Below are 15,792 nucleotides of genomic sequence, written 5' to 3'. Positions count from 1 at the left end.
CAACAGACAACAAAGGACGCCTGTGAGACACGTGTACAAGCACTGGCGTGTTCCCGTCACCACCGTGATGGCGATCGCGCTGGCGTTACCCCTGAGCCTGCCCGCGCAAGCATCCGGATCCACACCGCCGGACGGCGCGGCCCAGGGCTGGGCCGGGCAAGCCGACGCCGAGTCGAAATCCAAGCCGAAGTCCAAGCCGAAGCCGAAGCCGCGTTCCGTCGCCAAGGGCGACCGCGCGGCGGTTCTCGGTTCGGGCCACGCATCATCGAAGGACACCGCTTTCACCACGTCCGGTGACGGCACCGGCTTTCATCTCCTCGTCGCCGACGAGCGTGACGGCTACGCGTGGAAGACCGCCGCGACCCTCTCCGAGGACGGCTTCGACACCGACACCTGGATCGGCAACGCCTGCCTGACCGGGTCCGGGAAGTACGCGGCCGTCGCGTACGCGCCCCGCACCTTCACCAACAAGCCCGAGCTGATGGTGCGGGGAGCGTTCACCGCCATCGTCGATCTCGGCAGCGGCGAAGTCACCAAGCTGCCCTTCACCGCGTCCCTGGCCCACTTCTCCCCCGGCTGCGGCAACGGCCGGCAGGCGGTGTTCACGCAGCTCTCCTGGGACGGCGACGCCGAGCAGAAGACCCGGCTGATCAGCGTTGACGCGGCCACGGGCAAGCCCTCCCGGCCGGTGGCGTTCCCCGGGCAGGTCACCTCCGCCGTCCCCACCCGGGACGGCATCGTGGCGGCGCACGGCGACAAGCTGGTGCGGATCAACGGCACCAGGGAGCGGGTGCTCGCCGCGACCACGGCGGTGCCGTTCCAGATCACGGCCGACAGCGACGGCGGCGTCACCTTCATCGACCGGCAGCCGGAGAAGACGGGCACCGAGACGGTCAGCTGGGCCAAGCACCTGACCCGCCCGCAGGTGCAGGCCGGCGAAAAGGCCACGCCGGTCACCGTCGCCTCCGGGCACCTGCGGGACTGGGACCTGACCGGCACCCCGTCGGGCCAGGTCTTCATCACCGGCAGAGCGGCCGGGAAGGGCAGCCTGCCGGACAAGGTGAAGAACCCGGGCCGCCTCGCCAAGGGCGCCCGCATGTCCAGCCTCGGCCACGCCGCCGTCTCCACCACCTGGGCGGACGGAAAGACCAGCCTGATCACCCCCAGCGAAGCCGACGCGGTCCGCGACGCCCGCACCGCGCTGCGCGTGCTCGCCACCGGAAAGACCGTCACCCTGGACGTCACCCCGAAGGCCGCCGGCGGCAACGCCCGCACCGGCCGCGCCCCTTCACCGGCTCTGGGGGTGCCGGCGGCACCGCGGCCCGGAACGAAGCCGCACAGCGGAACGAAGCCGCAGGGAGGCGCAGCGCCGCTCGAGGACGGCGGCATGTCCCCGCAGACGGTGCGCACCCAGCCCCTCGCCGGCCGGGCGGACAGCCCGTCCGAGGGCACGGACGAGCGCTACTGCGCGGTCGCCCGCAACGACGTCAGGAAGCAGGCGTTCCAGCCCACCCCCCGGCAGGTGGAGTGGGCCGTGGACCAGGCCGTCGTCGGTGAACTGAACTTCTACCGCTCACCGAACTGGAAGAACACCGGCATGGGCGGCTACCAGCCCCAGGGCGGCCTGTTCCCGGCAACGGTGCTGGCCGGTGACCCCAACGGAACCCTCGACAACGAGGACCCCGATGTCACCGACCGCTGGCACATACCCTCGCAGGTGATGCTCGGCGTCACCGCGCAGGAATCCAACATGTGGCAGGCCACGCGGTTCGCCGTCCCCGGTGTCACCGCCAACAGCCTCATCGGCAACTACTACGGCACCCAGTACACCTCCGACGGCACGCAGGCCGACCCGTGGCGCATCAACTTCTCCGAGGCCGACTGCGGCTACGGCATCACCCAGGCCACCGACGGCATGCGGCTGTCCGGCAAGGAGAAGGACGGTGAGACGGCGCTGTCCACCTACACCCAGGAAGCTGTCGCGCTGGACTACACCTCCAACATCGCCTACGGCGTGCGGATCCTCTCCGACAAGTGGAACCAGACCTACCGGGCCGGCATGAAGGTCAACGACGGCCATCCGCAGTGGATCGAGAACTGGTTCTTCGCCCTGTGGGCGTACAACTCCGGCTTCTACCCGACCGCCGACTCCGACGGGCACAAGGGGCTGGGCTGGACCAACAACCCGGCCAACCCGCTGTGGAAGGCGAACCGTGTCCCCTTCCTGCAGAGCGCCACGGACCCGGCCCGGGACGACTACAGCCATGCCGCGCACCCGCAGGACTGGCCCTATGAGGAGAAGGTCCTCGGCTGGGCGGCGCGCCCGATCTCGGCGATGTTCGCCCCCGGCGACTTCCGGCCCGGCTACCTGGCCGCCTGGTGGAACAGCAACGCGGACCGCAGCACCGTCAAGCCGCCGCTCGACCTGTTCTGCGACGCCTCCAACGACTGCGACCCGTCCAAGATCGGTGACGACGACTCCAACGATCCCGGTCTGGGCGCCTGCAAGCTCGACGCGGGCGACTCCCAGAGCAACCCGCACTGGCTGCACTGCTGGTGGGACCAGCCGGCCGAGTGGAAGAACTGCGACACCGGGGCCGAGTGCGGCCACCAGGTGCACCGCTTCAACACCTCGTATCCGGAACAGCCGGACGCCGACTCCTACCCGCCGCGCTGCGGCAGCGGCCTGCCCTCGAACGCACTGATCGTGGACGAGCTGCCCGACGGCACGACCCCGGCGGGATCGGATTCACGCGGCTGCGGGGCGGTCGAGTCGGACGGCACGTTCGCCTTCACGTACCGGCCCTCCGACATCATCGACACCGATACCGGGGAGACGGTCACCACCTATCCGGGGAAGATCGACACGCATCAGATCGGCGCGGCGTACGGCAACCACTTCTGGTTCACCCACACCCGCTCCCCCGAGTCCTTCCCGGAGCCCGGCGACCGCATGAAGGTCACCGGCACCTGGAAGCTCGGGAGCCGGATCACCTCCCATGACGGCCAGGCCAAGGTGTACGCGCACATACCCGACCACGGGGCACAGACCTCCAAGGCCGAATACCGCATCAAGCACGCGCACGGCACCACCGTCAAGGCGATCTCGCAGGACGCCAACCAGTCCAACAAGTGGGTGGACCTGGGGGCGTACCGGTTCAACGACAGCGTGCCCGAGGTCAGTCTGGACAACTTCAACGGCGGCGACGGCTCCAAGGACATCGCCTACGATGCCGTCGCCTTCGTACCCGGGGACTACGACGGTCTGAACGACATCGTCTTCCCCGAAGCGGACCCGAACGCGCCCGACGTCGACTTCGTGGCCGCTCAGGATGCCGAGGAAGTGCCCGCGGGCGCCGCTTCGAAGTCGTCGGCGGCCGCCGCGCAGGAGGGCCCGGAGTGCGCGACCGGTCGCGACGGGATCCGCTGGTGCGGCTCCTATGTGCCGCTGGAGGAGAAGAAGACCGCGTCCCCGGAGAGGGAGGGGCGTGCCTCGGCGGCCGCGGGCCCCGTCGGCTGGTGCGCCAACGTCAACGGCGCGGCCATGCAGACCAGGACGCAAGGATGTCTGCGCGGCCTGCTTCCGTTGACCGCGACACGGGACGGCGTCCCCGTCGGCAACGCGACCATGAAGGTCGTCCAGGAGATCAACCTCAACCCCAAGTCGAACGAGTTCACCACGTGGACCGAACTGTCTCTGGTCAACATGACGGGGCTGACCTCCACCACGCTGACGTCGTTCGCGGAGGACTGCTGGCCGACGGGCGACTGCACCGAGAGCACCGGGCCCTGGACCGGCAGCACGACGTGGACTCCCGGTGACACGCACGTCGCCACCCGGACCAACACCTACACCTGGAAGAAGACCACCGGAGGCGAATCGAAACTGGACTTCACGTGGAACACCACATGGTCCACACCGAGCGCCGGTGTCCGGGCCGTCCCGAAGTGGACCAACAACGCCTTCGATGTCCGCTGCGACAACAAGGTGGGCGGCAACACCGGATGCGTGTTCCCTCGATACACGCCGACGCTCCAGCTGAACACCAAGAAATACCCGGCCGCCGCCGCGTACTACTGGGTGCTCATGGAGAAGCTGGCCTCCCACCCGGGCAGCGAGCGGCACAACAAGCCACTGCACCGTCTGGCGGATGAGGCGAAGGCCAAGGAGAACCGGGACAAGATGTGCATGCTCGCGGTCGCGGAGTGGAACCCGCATCCGAACGCGGACGGCACCAGTTGCGACGAATACCCGTTCGCGAAATCCCGTGAGAGCGGTGGGATGACGCTGTCCTCGGGCAAGCACTGCGCACAGTTCTACGCGGACAAGCGATCCGACGGAAGCTGGGTGCTGAAGCTCGACAACAACTACCCGTATCCGACGTGGAACGAGATCTGCGGCCGCGCCGCCGTCCCGGCCAAGCAGAACACGGACGCCGGTGGCGACCTCGGGCGGTTCACGTCCGAGATCCGTCTGCTCGACCGGGAAGCATACGTCGTCCAGACCGGGTTCGAGTACTGCGACATCACGTCGGTCTGCGACATCAGCTGACAGCCGGACCGCGAACCCGAGGCGTCCTGCCGGATCACCGCGATCCGGCAGGACGCCTCGTTTCCGGGGCCGGTCCGTGACATCTCGGGCGGTCAGTCCGTGACCCATTCCAGCATGCGCCCCTCATGGACCGACGGCCGGCGCCGCGCGGCCGGCAGCGGCAGCGATCCCTCCACCGCGTCGCACAGGTCGGTCAGCATCGGAGTCATGGACGGCCAGAGCAGCGCGTACTCGGGGTCTCCGAACGAGATCTCGCCGACTTCTCCACAGTGGCCCGCACGGTGGTCGACGAACAGCAGATCGCCGGTGACGGCCTGGGCGAAGGGAACCCACTGGGGGTGCGCGGTGCGCCCGACCACTTCCTCCTCGTAACCCTCCTCGACCGCTTCGTGCGCCATCGAGGAGAGGTTCTGATGCCATTCCAGGATTCCCTGGGTATCCAGAAGGCTGTACCCGAGGAGAAAGGCGCCGGGCTCCGTGCTGGACCGGCGGGGCGTGACACCGTTGTGTTCCGAGAGGAGCGCCGTCAGCTCACCGTGGAGCGGGAAACCGACTCCGCTTTCCAGCCGGGATATGTCGGCATCTGACGCTCCTGGGCGGAGCGCTGAATGATCGCCCGGCGCGTTCCGCCGAAGCCACTCCTCGAATCGGCGCCACAGTTCCTGCATGTTGTACATCCCGTCCATGGTGGTTCCCGCGCGGGAAAACCGAGCTGCCGGTTACCTCCGGCACCGTAGCAATCCGGTCGGCCGACGGTGGATCGGGTTGCTCGACCGCGGCCAACAGCCCGCCGGCACGGCCGCGCCCGGCGCCTGTGCCGGGAGGACGTGCCGCCGGTGGGCACGGCCCGGAGGCCGGGTGTCGTGGCCACGGTCCCCGTGGCCCGGCCGCGAGGCGGGATCGGCCGGGCCACGGGAGCACGGGTGCCCTGGAGCCGGCCGGGGTCAGTAGCCGTGGATCATCTTGTAGGCCACCTCCGGGAGGAACTGGCCGGCCGAGGAGCCGCCTCCGACGCCGCAGTCTCCGTCGGACTCACCCGGCGCCTTGATCCACAACAGCATCTCGGCGCCCCCGCCCAGCTGGGTGGGCGTGCCGATGCGGCGGCCCGAGGGGTTGCACCACTCGCCGTTGGAGCCGTTTCCGTTGCGGCTGGTGTCCACGACGAACGGCTTGGTGTAGCCGTAGCGGGCGCTCAGTTCACGGTTGACGGCGTTGCCGTAGGCGGTGTTCTCGCCCGTGGTGAAGTAGTTGGAGACGTTCAGCGAGAAGCCGTGGGCCTGTGGGAGGCCGGCCTCGTGCAGCCGGCGGGCCATGGTCACCGCGTCGGTCCAGCCCGGGTTGCCGGCGTCCATGTAGACCCAGGTGTTGGGGGCCTGGCGGCTGAACTCGGAGAGGGCGCCGCTGAGCATGGCCTCGCGCTCGTCGATCTGCGCCTGGTTCATGCATCCGTAGTCGCCGAGGGAGTCCGGTTCCAGGATGACGACGGCCGGACGGTCCCCGACACCGCCGGCGAACTGGGATATCCAGTTCGCGTAATCGGACGGCGAGGAGGCTCCGCCCGCGGAGTGCCCGCCGCAGTAGTCGCGGTTGTAGACGTTGTAGGCGACGAGGATCGGCAGCTTGTCCCGGCTGTCCGCGGCGCCCGCGTACTCGCCGGTGGCGGGGCCGATGGCGCCGCTCCAGGATCCGAACCAGCGGGCCATCGGGGTGTTGGCTATCGCGGAGTCGATCTCGGCGGCCCGGCCGTCGCCGGGATTGGCGGCGACCCACTGCTTGGCGCTGGAGTCGGGGTTCACGTAGAACCCGTTGGTCATGGTGGTCGGGTCGGCCGCGTGGGCGGACGGGGCGAGGGTGAGCGCGAGCGGCAGGGTTAACAGCGCTGCCGCCAGGGTGCGGAGTCTGCGGCGCATGTCTGTACCTCGGTTTCGTGGGGGATGCGCCGCCCGCCCTCGTCCCGAGCGTGCGGCGCGCTGAAGGAAGTGCGGTGGTGCGCCGGCCCCGCACGGCGACGGGCTTTCCGGGCCGACCACGGGGACGCCATGCGCGGGATGCGGCGAAACAGACTGGAAGCGCTTCCAGTTGGGAGCGCTTCCAAAGCCGAGCCCCGGCATGTGACCGGTATCGTTGTGCCGCTCCGTTTCCCCTGTCAAGGGGTTCTGCCGCGAGGATCGACGATGCGGCCGAAGGGGAAGGGGACAAGACTGGAAGCGGTCCCAGTCTCTTCCCCTCGGGGCCTTCTCCGGCCTTCTCCCCCGGTCCGGCTCCCATCCGCGAGACGGGAGCGCCCGCATGGGCGAGGATGGGACGCCGTCGGGTCGACAGCGAGGGGATCGAGTTCATGGCAGAGGATGCGCCGCGTCGGCGACCGACGCTCGACGAGGTGGCCGGACTCGCCGGCGTGTCCCGTTCCGTGGCATCGCGGGCCCTCAACAACGCCCCGCACGTCAGCCGGGCCAAACGCGAGGCCGTCGAACGGGCCGTCCGGCAGCTCGGCTACGTGCCCAACCCGACCGCCCGGGCGCTGGCCACCCGGCAGACGGGGGCGGCCGCCCTGGTCGTCTCGGGAGAGGATCCCTCGATCTTCGCCGATCCGTTCTACGCCCAGGTGATCGTCGGGGCGTCGGCCGCCCTGGAGGAGGCCGACCTGCATCTGATGCTGTGTCTGGCCGCCTCCGACCGCGGCCGCAAGCGGGTGGAGGAGCTCTTCCGGTCCAAGGTCGCCGACGGCGTGATGCTGATGGCGCTGCGCGAGGACGATCCGCTGGCCCGGATGGCGGAGCAGGCGGCGGTGCCCGTCGTGTTCGGCGGCCGGCCGGTCGGTGCGGTGCCCCGCTGGTACGTGGACGTCGACAACACCGGCGGGGCCCGCGAGGCGGCCGAATACCTGGTCTCCCTCGGCCGGACGCGCGTGGCCGCGCTCTGCGGGCGGATGGACACCGAGGCCGGACGCGCCCGGTACCGCGGGTACCGGGACGCCATGCTGGCGGCCGGTCTCGACCCGTTCCCGCCGCAGGAGGGGGATTTCACCGAGAGCAGCGGGGCCGCCGCGATGGCCGCCCTGCTGGCGGAACACCCCGACGTGGACGCGGTGTTCGCCGCCAACGACAACATGGGGGTGGGGGCGCTGCGCACGTTGCGCGGGGCCGGCCGGAGGGTCCCCGACGACGTCGCCGTGGTCGGCTTCGACGACCTGGCCCCCGCGCGGGCCTCCGATCCGCCCCTCACCACCGTGCATCAGCCGATACAGGCCCTCGGGCGGGAGATGGCGCGCATGGTCGCCGCCCTCGTCAACGGGCAGGCCCCCACCCCGCTGATCCTGCCCACCCGGCTGGTCCTCCGCGGCAGCGCCTGACGGCGGGGCAGCCGCCGGGGCGGGGTCTCGTCCACCGGGGGTACGGGACGGTGTGGCGAGGGCCGGTGTGCGGGGTCCCGCCGGGCAGGGGCGGGTCACCGCGGTGCCGGCGTCAGAAGCACCGCGCGGACGGTCTTGCCGCTGGGCGGGTAGGGGACGGTCTCCCAGTGGTCGGCGAGGGCGGCGACGAGCATCAGGCCGCGCCCGCCGGTGCCGAGCACGTCCGGTCCGGTCGCCGGGGGGAGTTGGGGGCGCGATTCCCCGCGGGCGTCGGAGACCTCGGCCAGGAGGCGGCCGGACGGCGGGTCGAGGGCGAGCGTCAGCCGGAAGCAGCGGCCGGGTACACGGCCGTGCAGGACCGCGTTGCCGGCCAGTTCCGCGACAACGATCTCGGCACGCTCCGTCAGATCCTGTGGCGCTCCCCAGGAGCGGAGCTCGTTGACGGCGAGAAGCCGGGCGAGCCGGGCCCCGCGCCGCGTGGACGACAGAAGCTGCGTGAACGTACAGGTGAGCGAGGTGACGTGCGGTAGCGCATGGTTCATGACGCCAGGCTGGACGCGGGGCACCCGCGAAGGCGAGCCGGGATCCCCGTACACCGCCGCGCGCGTACGGTCACTCGGGGTGGACCGTGCGGGCGGTGGCCCGTGACCCGGGTCGCGGGCGCGCGGGCCCGCGGGCCCGCGTCGGCCCGGCGGTGAACTCCCGGCTCGCGCCGGGCGCTTGAGGAGACCACGGCAGGCGGCGCGTGCGCCGCCGGGGCGCGGGCCGCCGTGATGCGCCGCTGCCCCGGTGGCGGTCCGGCGGGCCCGGCCGGCGCCCCGGGCCCAGGGCGGGCCGCGCCGCTTCCCCCCGTGGCGACGGCCCGCCCTCCCCCGTTCCCCCTGTCCGGCGTCGCACCGGACGGGGTGTGACAGACCTTAGGAAGCGCCGTGGACGGCGGGCAATGCGCACGGTGCGCAGTCGCGGGGCCGGGGCTGTTCACGGTGCACGGCCGGCGATGCGGAGGGCGTGGACCAGGTCGTGGGTGCCGGGGCCCGGGGTCAGAAGGGTGCGCTGCAGGAGCTGTTCGGCGGTGCGCAGGCGGGCGCGGACGGTGGTGCGGCTGATGCCGAGGTCCCGGGCCGCCCGCTGGGCATCGGTGCCGGCCTCGACCCAGGCGCGCAGCGTCCGGTGCAGGGCGCCGTCCGTGCCGGACCGCAGGGGCTGGAGGAAGGCATGGGCCCAGGTGACGGCCGCCTCGGTGGAGAGCAGGCCGTCCAGCGAGGGCGCCGGCGGCGGCTCGGCCACGGCACCGCCGCCGGGTGGCGGGAGATCGCTGATCGCCAGGGCCAGGGCGAGTTGGGCGCGGCCGCGGGGGTCTTGCAGGTCGAGGCCGAGGGCGTCCTGGACCCGTCCCAGATGGGCGGTGACGGTGTTGCGGCTGACGTCGAGCAGCCGGGCCACCCCGGAGCGGGGGAAGTGCAGGGCGAGGCTGGTGATGTCGAGGGTGAGCCGCGGGGCCGCGCTGATCGGCTCCAGGAAGGCGCGGGCCCAGGCGTGGGCCTCCTGACGAGGGAGCAGCCCGGCCAGTGGCGGCCGGCCGTGGTAGTCGGCGATCCGTTCGGACGTGTGGCGGGCGACGGCCAGGGCGTGGCGGGCCTGGTCGTAGGCCTGCGCGGTGGCCGGCAGGGGCACGGCGGCGCTGATGCCCAGCGCGTAGTCCGGGTTGTCCCGCACCAGTGCCCGCAGGGGCGCGGCCGGGCCGGCGTCCGCGCGGCCTTCGTCGTGGTCCGGGGGCAGGAGACAGATGAGGTGGTCGTCGTAGACGGGGCACCGCACCATCAGGCCGGGGCCGTGGTAGCCGGACTCGTCCTCGTGAGCGTCGATGATCCGGCCCCGGTCCGCGGGCGGGCAGCGCAGCAGGTGGACGCGCAGACGTTCGGCGTCCAGCAGCGGCGGGACGGCGCCGGCCGTCATCCGGCGGGCCAGCGTCGGCTCCCCGGTCATCAGGGCGGCGAGAACCGCCAGGCGCACCCGTGCTGCCGCCCGCTGATAGCGGAGGGCGAGGCCGTCGGCCCGCCGGGCGCGCCGTACCACCTCGACGAGGGCGCCGGCGTGGGACGTCAGCGCCAGCGCCTCCCGGGTGAGCGGCCGCGGGCCGGCCACCACCAGCACCGGACGCGGCACGTCCCGTCCCAGCGCTTCGCACCGCACATGGAACGCGCCCGCCTGTGAGGCCGCGGCGGCCAGCTGCCCGCCGGACAACCGCGCGAGAACCGGCCGGAGACCGCCGAGAAGGTCCGGCGGAAACCGGGCCGTTGCCGCCTCCACCGTGCCCACGCCGTCCACGAGGGCGGCCTCCGCGCCGAGTTGCCGCCCCAGCCAGTCGATCAGCGTCTGCGAATCGGGAGCGGGACCGGCGCCCTGGCGGGCACGAGAACTCAGCTGCCGCAGCAACTCATCAAGTGCCTGAGGTGTCGACACGGCCATCCTCCGCCGGCTCGTCGGCCGCATGGTCCGGGCCGGCCGGCGCGCACCCCCGGAACCCGGAGTACCGGCGGATTTCCGCACGGTGCTCCATGAGCGACTGGCCGGCCTGCCTGCTATGCGACATCCGATCCTACGGGGAAACCTCACCCCCGGGCGCCTCCCGGAGTCCTGCACGAGACGCCGGCCCGGCAGCCGCGGCACGGCAGGCACCGGTGGTCCTCAGTCCAGTACGAAGGTGCCGCCCGCGGTCGTCGCCAGGTCGGCCCCGAGGGCGGCGGCCGGCGTCCAGGCACCGGGCCTGCCGACGCCACGGGCCAGCAGTTCGGTGACGGCGGCGGTGACACCGGCCGTGTAGTCCATACCGTCGCCGGCTCGGAGCCATCCTTCGCGCCGGGTGCCGTCCTCCCACTCGACGACGGCGTGCCCCCAGGAGTGGGTGCGCGGACGGGGCGCGGCCTTGATCCGTACCCGGGCGAGCCGGCCGGCGGCGAAACTCCGCAGCGCCGGAACGGACAGCAGGCGGCCCAGCGGCGGGAGCAGGGCACGGGCCGGCGGAGCGGCCGGCACGAGAGCGGACGTGGCGGTGACGAACGGTGCTCCACTCGCCGCGTGCGCCGCGGTGAGCTCGCCGGACGCGAAACCCGCCGACTTCGCGGACTCCCCGTCCGGAAGGTTGAGTTGCTGCGGGCCGGCGCCGAGGCGCGACGTCACCGGCCGCCCGTTCTCGTATCGCCGTCCGCCGGCGGCGAGTGCGTCGACCGTGCTCGCCGCGAGGGCGGCACCGAACACACCTGCCTCGATGGCCACCGAGGCCACGGAGTCGACTCGCACCCGGTGCGGCGCGGGTCGCCCTTCGCACAGCTTCGCCACCACCGCCTCCGTCGCCAGCACACCGAATCCGGCGCCGGTGACCAGGGCGCTGCCCGCCCGCACCGCTTCGTCGTGCAGGGCGAGCAGCCGGTCCACGGCGACCACGTCGTTGGCCTGGTCGACGTAGTGGCCGCCGGGCATGCAGGCGCGGGCGATCACCGGTGCCGTGGCGGCGAAGGCGCCCATCGTGTTCACCACCACCCGCGGGCGCTCCCGGACGATCTCCTCCGCAATCCGCTCGGCCGAGCCGGCGACGACGACCTTCACGTCCCCGGGCAGACCGGCTTCGGCCGCGGCGGCGATCATCCGCTCCCGGCTGCGCCCGACCGGCACGACCGTCAGCCCCCGCGCGGCCAGTCGCGCGGTCACGCCCCGGCCCACACGGCCGGTCGCCCCGACGACCCACACCTCGCCACTCGTCCTGCTCTCGCCTGTCGTCCCGCCGGTTCCGCTGGTCTCGGTCATGCGAACCTCACCCTGCCTGCTCCGGGCCGCACCGGGGGCGGGCACCCCCAGTGATGACACAGTGTGCCGGTAGCACAGGCTAGCACTGACGACACAGTGGGACATCACCTGTTAGAGTCCCCCCATGGCGAGGTGGGATCCGGGTGCCGAGCAGCGCCTGAAACGGGCGGCTCTGGAGCTGTGCCTGGAGCGCGGCTACGACAACGTGACGGTGACCCACATCGCCGAGCGGGCCGGACTCACCCGGCGCTCCTACTTCCGCTACTTCCCGGACAAGCGCGAGGTCCTGTTCGCCGGCGCGGAGCACCTGCCCCCGGCGCTGGCGGAGGCCGTCCTGGCGGCGGACCCGGACGCGGCTCCGCTCACCGCCGCCCTCGACGCGCTCGCGCGCGTCGGCGCCCGGCTCGTCGAGCACGTGGACGGCGTAGCGGAGCGCCGGGCGGTGATCGACGCCAGCCCGGAGCTGCAGGAGCGCGAACGGACCAAGACGGCCGCTGTCGCCGAGGCGATCCGCGATGCCCTGGTGCGGCGTCAGGTGGACACCGGGACGGCCGAACTGGTCGCACAGATCGCCACGGTGGCCGGCAACAACGCCTTCCGGCGCTGGATCGAGGCCGGGGGACATGCAAGCTTCGGCAGTTGCCTGGACGCGGCGGCCGACGACCTGCGAGCCGCCTTCGCCGGGACGTGAGCGGGGCGGCCCCGTCGGCCGGTGGGTCCCACGAGGCCCGCGTCCCGGCGATGCCTCATCACGCCGGACATGAAAGAGGGGAATAGCGCACGGTCCGCACGGTCCATCCCGAGTGACCGTACGCGCGCGGCGGTACTGACGGAGCGTGCCGAAGGCCCTGGTAGGCCTCCGCGCTGACCTGCTGGGAAAGCCGCTCCCGCGTACGGGTCGCGCCCGCAGTGTCGCTGACCGTCCACTGCGCCACCAGCGCCGTCGTCTTCACGGCACTTGGCGTGAGCGCCGGAGCCGCGAAGCCACCCGCCGAGCTCTCGTTCTGGGCGGCGATCACCTGGCTCGTAGCCCTGTCGGCCTTCGGCGGATACGGGCTGTACTGGCTCACCCTGAGGCGCTCCGGAGTCACCAAGGTCAACACACCCATGTTCCTCATGGCCCCGGTCACGGCAGTCTGGGGAGCCCTCGCGTTCGGCGAACCATTCGGTCCGCAGACCGCTCTCGGCCTGGCCGTCGGCCTGGCAGCAGTCGTCATCGTCCATCGCGGTGACACCTCGTCCACCAGAGTGTGCGCGCGGGGTACGGACACGGGCGAGGCCGCGAGGCCGGCCAAGTGCGCGCGCCTGACACCGCTGCCTCGTTACAGAGGAGGAGTTTCCTCTTCACGCACGAAACCACGGCGGGTGACAGCGGGTCAGTCACCGCCGTCGCCGGAACGGCCCGGGGCCGGTGAGCACCGGGCCCACCGCGAGGACCGAGGCCGGCCCGGTCAGCATGCCGCACAGCGGGGGTCCGGGACGCGCCGGGCCGGAGGCGATCGGTGTGCCGGTGCCTGCCGGGCAGCTTCAGGGACCGGTGCCCGGCCGGACGGCGGACACCTCGAAGACGCCTCCGCACACGGTGAATCCGCGGGCGTCGGCACGCAGCGCCCAGGTCGACCCGGGCGGATAGGCCTGGACACGGTCCGCGGGCTCCCGGCAGGGCTCGTCCGACACCCCTTCGTTGACGGTGTGCAGTGCGGCGTACGCGCTGTCGCCGGACGTCAGCACGACGGCCGGATACGTCTCTCCCTGCCGCTCCGCCGGTGCCCCGATGCGGTCTCCCGTGCCGTCGAGGAGCGTCACGCCCGGAAAACCGCGGAGCGTGCAGGCCCCGGAGCCGGTGTTGGTGAACACCAGTGGCGCATACAGGTTGCCGGCGCCCGGGGAAACGCGCCCCAGGGAGAGACCGAGGTCGCCGCGCGTGCAGCGTGGTGTCCCGGCGTGGGTGGTGCCGGGCACGGACGGTTCGGCCGAGGTACCGGCCGGGGACGGCCCGGTGGCGGGCCGCGAGTCGGAGGCGGCCCCCGTCGGATGCGCGGACCCGGGGCCAGACGGCGGTGGTGCGGAGTCGTTGCCGCAGGCCGTGGCCATGGCGAGCACGCTCAGCACGACGGCACCGAGTGGCGCGGGGCGGAAGCGGCGGGTGACGCCGGGACGGTACACGGGAGCTCCTTCCGATCGACGGCCGGCGGCCGGCGGGACGTGCCACGGCCGACGTGCCACGGCCGGGCCGTGACCGACCGCCAACGGCCTGTGTGTGCCGCACTGAGTGCCCGCTCGCAGGCGGCTGTCACAGGTTCCCCGCGGCCTCGTCCCGGAATATCGCGCTTCCCCACCCGGTGCCGTCGCCTCCGGCGCGCTGCGGGGATGAGGTGTACCGGCCGCCCTCCGCGGTACCCGTCCGGGAAGCCGTACACCGGGTCTGGAGAGTCTGGAGAGGAAGAGCAGCGTGCGCGCACTGACGGTCCGACCGGGTCACAGCGGTTCGCTCGAGGTGCGGGAGGTGGAGGAGCCGAAGCCGGCACCGGGTGAACTCCTGGTCCGCGGCCTCGCCGTGGGGGTGTGCGGCACGGACCGCGAGATCGCCGCCGGTGAGTACGGCCGGGCGCCCGCGGGCCGGGACCGGCTGGTGCTGGGCCACGAATCACTGGGCCGGGTCGAGGAGGCACCGGACGGCAGCGCATTCGCCGCCGGCGACCTGGTCGCGGGTGTGGTGCGCCGCCCCGACCCGGAACCGTGCGGAGCTTGCGCGCACGGCGAGTTCGACATGTGCCGCAACGGGCGCTACCGGGAACGCGGCATCAAGGAACTGGACGGCTACGGCGCCGGGCTGTGGTGTGTGGAGGAGGACTACGCCGTCGCGGTCGACGCGGATCTGGGCCTTGCGGGCGTTCTGCTGGAACCGGCCGGTGTCGTCGCCAAGGCCTGGGAGCAGATCGAGCGCGTGGGGGCCAGGGCCTGGTTCGAGCCCCGGCGCGTCCTGGTGACGGGCGCCGGCCCGATCGGTCTGCTGGCCGCCCTGCTCGGACAGCAGCGCGGGCTGGAGGTCCACGTCCTCGACCGGGTGACGGACGGGCCGAAGCCCGCGCTGGTCCGCGATCTGGGGGCCGCCTACCACAGCGGCGCGGTGGACGACGTGCTGTCAGCCGTGCGTCCGGACGTCGTCGTGGAGGCCACCGGCGCCGGACAGGTGGTGTTCGCCGCCATGCGCGGCACCGCGCCCTACGGCGTGGTGTGCCTCACCGGTGTGTCACCCGCCGGACGCCGGCTGACCGTCGACGCCGGCACGGTGAACCGCGAGATCGTGCTGGAGAACGATGTCGTGGTGGGCTCCGTCAACGCCAATGGCCGGCACTTCCGGCAGGCCGCCGACGCCCTCGCCCGGGCCGACCCGGAATGGCTGCACCGGCTCATCACCCGCCATGTGCCGCTCGACCGGGCGGCCGAGGCCTTGGAGCAGCGTCCGGACGACGTCAAGGTGGTGCTCACGCTGGAGGAGTGACGCCACCGGGCCGGGCAAGCGCGTCGAGGGTGATGCCAGGGCGTGACGTGGAGGCTAGCGAGGTGCCGCGAGTACGTCCCGGAGTACGTTCTCGAGCGTGACGCCGGCCAGCTCGCGTCTCAGGGTCTCCTCGATGCCCTCGTAGATGCCCTGCATCGCCGGCTGGATGCCGTGACCCACCACGCATTCCTGGTCCGGGGTGGTGCGGTGCATGGCGAACAGCGGGCCGGGTTCCACCGCCTCGTACACGTCGAGCAGGGTCATCGACTCCAGCTCGCGCGCCAGCGACCAGCCCGCGCCCACGCCCCGCCGGGACTCCACGAGCCCGGCCCTGCGCAGCTCGCCGAGCAGCCGCCTGATCACCACGGGGTTGGTGTTCGCGCTGGTCGCGATCTGCTCGGAGGTGGCGACCTCATGGCCCTGGCGCTGGTAGAGACCGATCCAGGCCAGCGCGTGGGCGGCGATGGTCAACCTGCTGTTGGCACTCATGAACCCCTCCTCCCGGCCGCAACGCTTCATGTTACGACGGCCGACAGTCGTAACAGCAAAGGTTGCAACAGGCGGTCGTAACAATTAATG

11 protein-coding genes and 1 pseudogene are annotated in these 15,792 nt (G+C 72.2%); 5 read left to right on the top strand and 7 right to left on the bottom strand.

Going from position 1 to position 15,792, the window contains the following annotated elements; genetic code table 11:
- Window positions 1-67: 67 nt before the first annotated feature.
- Window positions 68-4,552, top strand: a complete 4,485-nt coding sequence (locus SXIN_RS26070) for a golvesin C-terminal-like domain-containing protein (RefSeq protein ID WP_050930805.1) — start codon at window positions 68-70, stop codon at window positions 4,550-4,552.
- Between the two features lie 92 nt (window positions 4,553-4,644).
- On the opposite strand, the gene SXIN_RS26065 is transcribed toward SXIN_RS26070, so the two are convergent.
- A complete protein-coding gene (locus tag SXIN_RS26065; protein WP_238154024.1) occupies window positions 4,645-5,220 on the bottom strand; it encodes an SMI1/KNR4 family protein in 576 nt (191 codons plus the stop codon).
- Window positions 5,221-5,496: 276 nt separating this feature from the next.
- On the bottom strand, window positions 5,497-6,462 hold the full coding sequence (locus SXIN_RS26060; protein WP_019708892.1) for a glycoside hydrolase family 6 protein: 966 nt from the start codon (window positions 6,460-6,462) through the stop codon (window positions 5,497-5,499).
- Window positions 6,463-6,890: 428 nt separating this feature from the next.
- On the opposite strand from SXIN_RS26060, the gene SXIN_RS26055 reads away from it, so the two are divergent.
- A complete protein-coding gene (locus SXIN_RS26055) occupies window positions 6,891-7,904 on the top strand; it encodes a LacI family DNA-binding transcriptional regulator (RefSeq protein ID WP_095758206.1) in 1,014 nt (337 codons plus the stop codon).
- A 95-nt stretch (window positions 7,905-7,999) separates the two neighbouring features.
- Here the strand turns inward: SXIN_RS26055 and SXIN_RS26050 are convergent, their stop codons facing one another.
- The 3 genes from SXIN_RS26050 to SXIN_RS26040 form a co-directional block, all read right to left on the bottom strand.
- The gene (locus SXIN_RS26050; RefSeq protein WP_019708894.1) at window positions 8,000-8,446 is read right to left on the bottom strand and encodes an ATP-binding protein; all 447 of its coding nucleotides are present in this window, start codon (window positions 8,444-8,446) and stop codon (window positions 8,000-8,002) included.
- Window positions 8,447-8,882: 436 nt separating this feature from the next.
- Window positions 8,883-10,367: a helix-turn-helix domain-containing protein gene (locus tag SXIN_RS26045; RefSeq protein WP_238153866.1), complete on the bottom strand. Its 1,485-nt coding sequence runs from the start codon at window positions 10,365-10,367 to the stop codon at window positions 8,883-8,885.
- A gap of 225 nt (window positions 10,368-10,592) precedes the next feature.
- Complete coding sequence (locus SXIN_RS26040) at window positions 10,593-11,708, bottom strand: saccharopine dehydrogenase family protein (protein ID WP_050930800.1); 1,116 nt, start codon at window positions 11,706-11,708, stop codon at window positions 10,593-10,595.
- 124 nt (window positions 11,709-11,832) lie between these two features.
- Between SXIN_RS26040 and SXIN_RS26035 the strand changes: the two genes are divergently transcribed.
- On the top strand, window positions 11,833-12,399 hold the full coding sequence (locus tag SXIN_RS26035) for a TetR/AcrR family transcriptional regulator (RefSeq protein WP_019708898.1): 567 nt from the start codon (window positions 11,833-11,835) through the stop codon (window positions 12,397-12,399).
- A gap of 170 nt (window positions 12,400-12,569) precedes the next feature.
- Window positions 12,570-12,939: pseudogene (locus SXIN_RS26030) on the top strand (EamA family transporter); the annotation flags it as partial.
- A 296-nt stretch (window positions 12,940-13,235) separates the two neighbouring features.
- Here the strand turns inward: SXIN_RS26030 and SXIN_RS26025 are convergent.
- A complete protein-coding gene (locus SXIN_RS26025; protein WP_019708900.1) occupies window positions 13,236-13,874 on the bottom strand; it encodes a DUF4232 domain-containing protein in 639 nt (212 codons plus the stop codon).
- Window positions 13,875-14,160: 286 nt separating this feature from the next.
- Here SXIN_RS26025 and SXIN_RS26020 point away from each other — a divergent pair, with 286 nt between their 5' ends.
- On the top strand, window positions 14,161-15,213 hold the full coding sequence (locus tag SXIN_RS26020; protein WP_019708901.1) for a glucose 1-dehydrogenase: 1,053 nt from the start codon (window positions 14,161-14,163) through the stop codon (window positions 15,211-15,213).
- 54 nt (window positions 15,214-15,267) lie between these two features.
- On the opposite strand, the gene SXIN_RS26015 is transcribed toward SXIN_RS26020, so the two are convergent.
- The gene (locus tag SXIN_RS26015; RefSeq protein WP_019708902.1) at window positions 15,268-15,702 is read right to left on the bottom strand and encodes an Rrf2 family transcriptional regulator; all 435 of its coding nucleotides are present in this window, start codon (window positions 15,700-15,702) and stop codon (window positions 15,268-15,270) included.
- Window positions 15,703-15,792: the final 90 nt, after the last annotated feature.

Origin of the sequence: Streptomyces xinghaiensis S187 (assembly GCF_000220705.2) — a bacterium.
GTDB classification, from domain to species: domain Bacteria; phylum Actinomycetota; class Actinomycetes; order Streptomycetales; family Streptomycetaceae; genus Streptomyces; species Streptomyces xinghaiensis.
The sequence above is the reverse complement of the archived record's forward strand: the minus strand, read 5'-3'. Positions and strand labels throughout refer to the sequence as shown.

Coding starts and splice junctions, on each gene's coding strand:
- SXIN_RS26040 (WP_050930800.1), bottom strand. CDS start 11,708: ATGACCGAGACCAGCGGAACCGGCGGGACGACAGGCGAGAGCAGGACG.
- SXIN_RS26055 (WP_095758206.1), top strand. CDS start 6,891: ATGGCAGAGGATGCGCCGCGTCGGCGACCGACGCTCGACGAGGTGGCC.
- SXIN_RS26015 (WP_019708902.1), bottom strand. CDS start 15,702: ATGAGTGCCAACAGCAGGTTGACCATCGCCGCCCACGCGCTGGCCTGG.
- SXIN_RS26035 (WP_019708898.1), top strand. CDS start 11,833: ATGGCGAGGTGGGATCCGGGTGCCGAGCAGCGCCTGAAACGGGCGGCT.
- SXIN_RS26065 (WP_238154024.1), bottom strand. CDS start 5,220: ATGCAGGAACTGTGGCGCCGATTCGAGGAGTGGCTTCGGCGGAACGCG.
- SXIN_RS26050 (WP_019708894.1), bottom strand. CDS start 8,446: ATGAACCATGCGCTACCGCACGTCACCTCGCTCACCTGTACGTTCACG.
- SXIN_RS26060 (WP_019708892.1), bottom strand. CDS start 6,462: ATGCGCCGCAGACTCCGCACCCTGGCGGCAGCGCTGTTAACCCTGCCG.
- SXIN_RS26070 (WP_050930805.1), top strand. CDS start 68: ATGGCGATCGCGCTGGCGTTACCCCTGAGCCTGCCCGCGCAAGCATCC.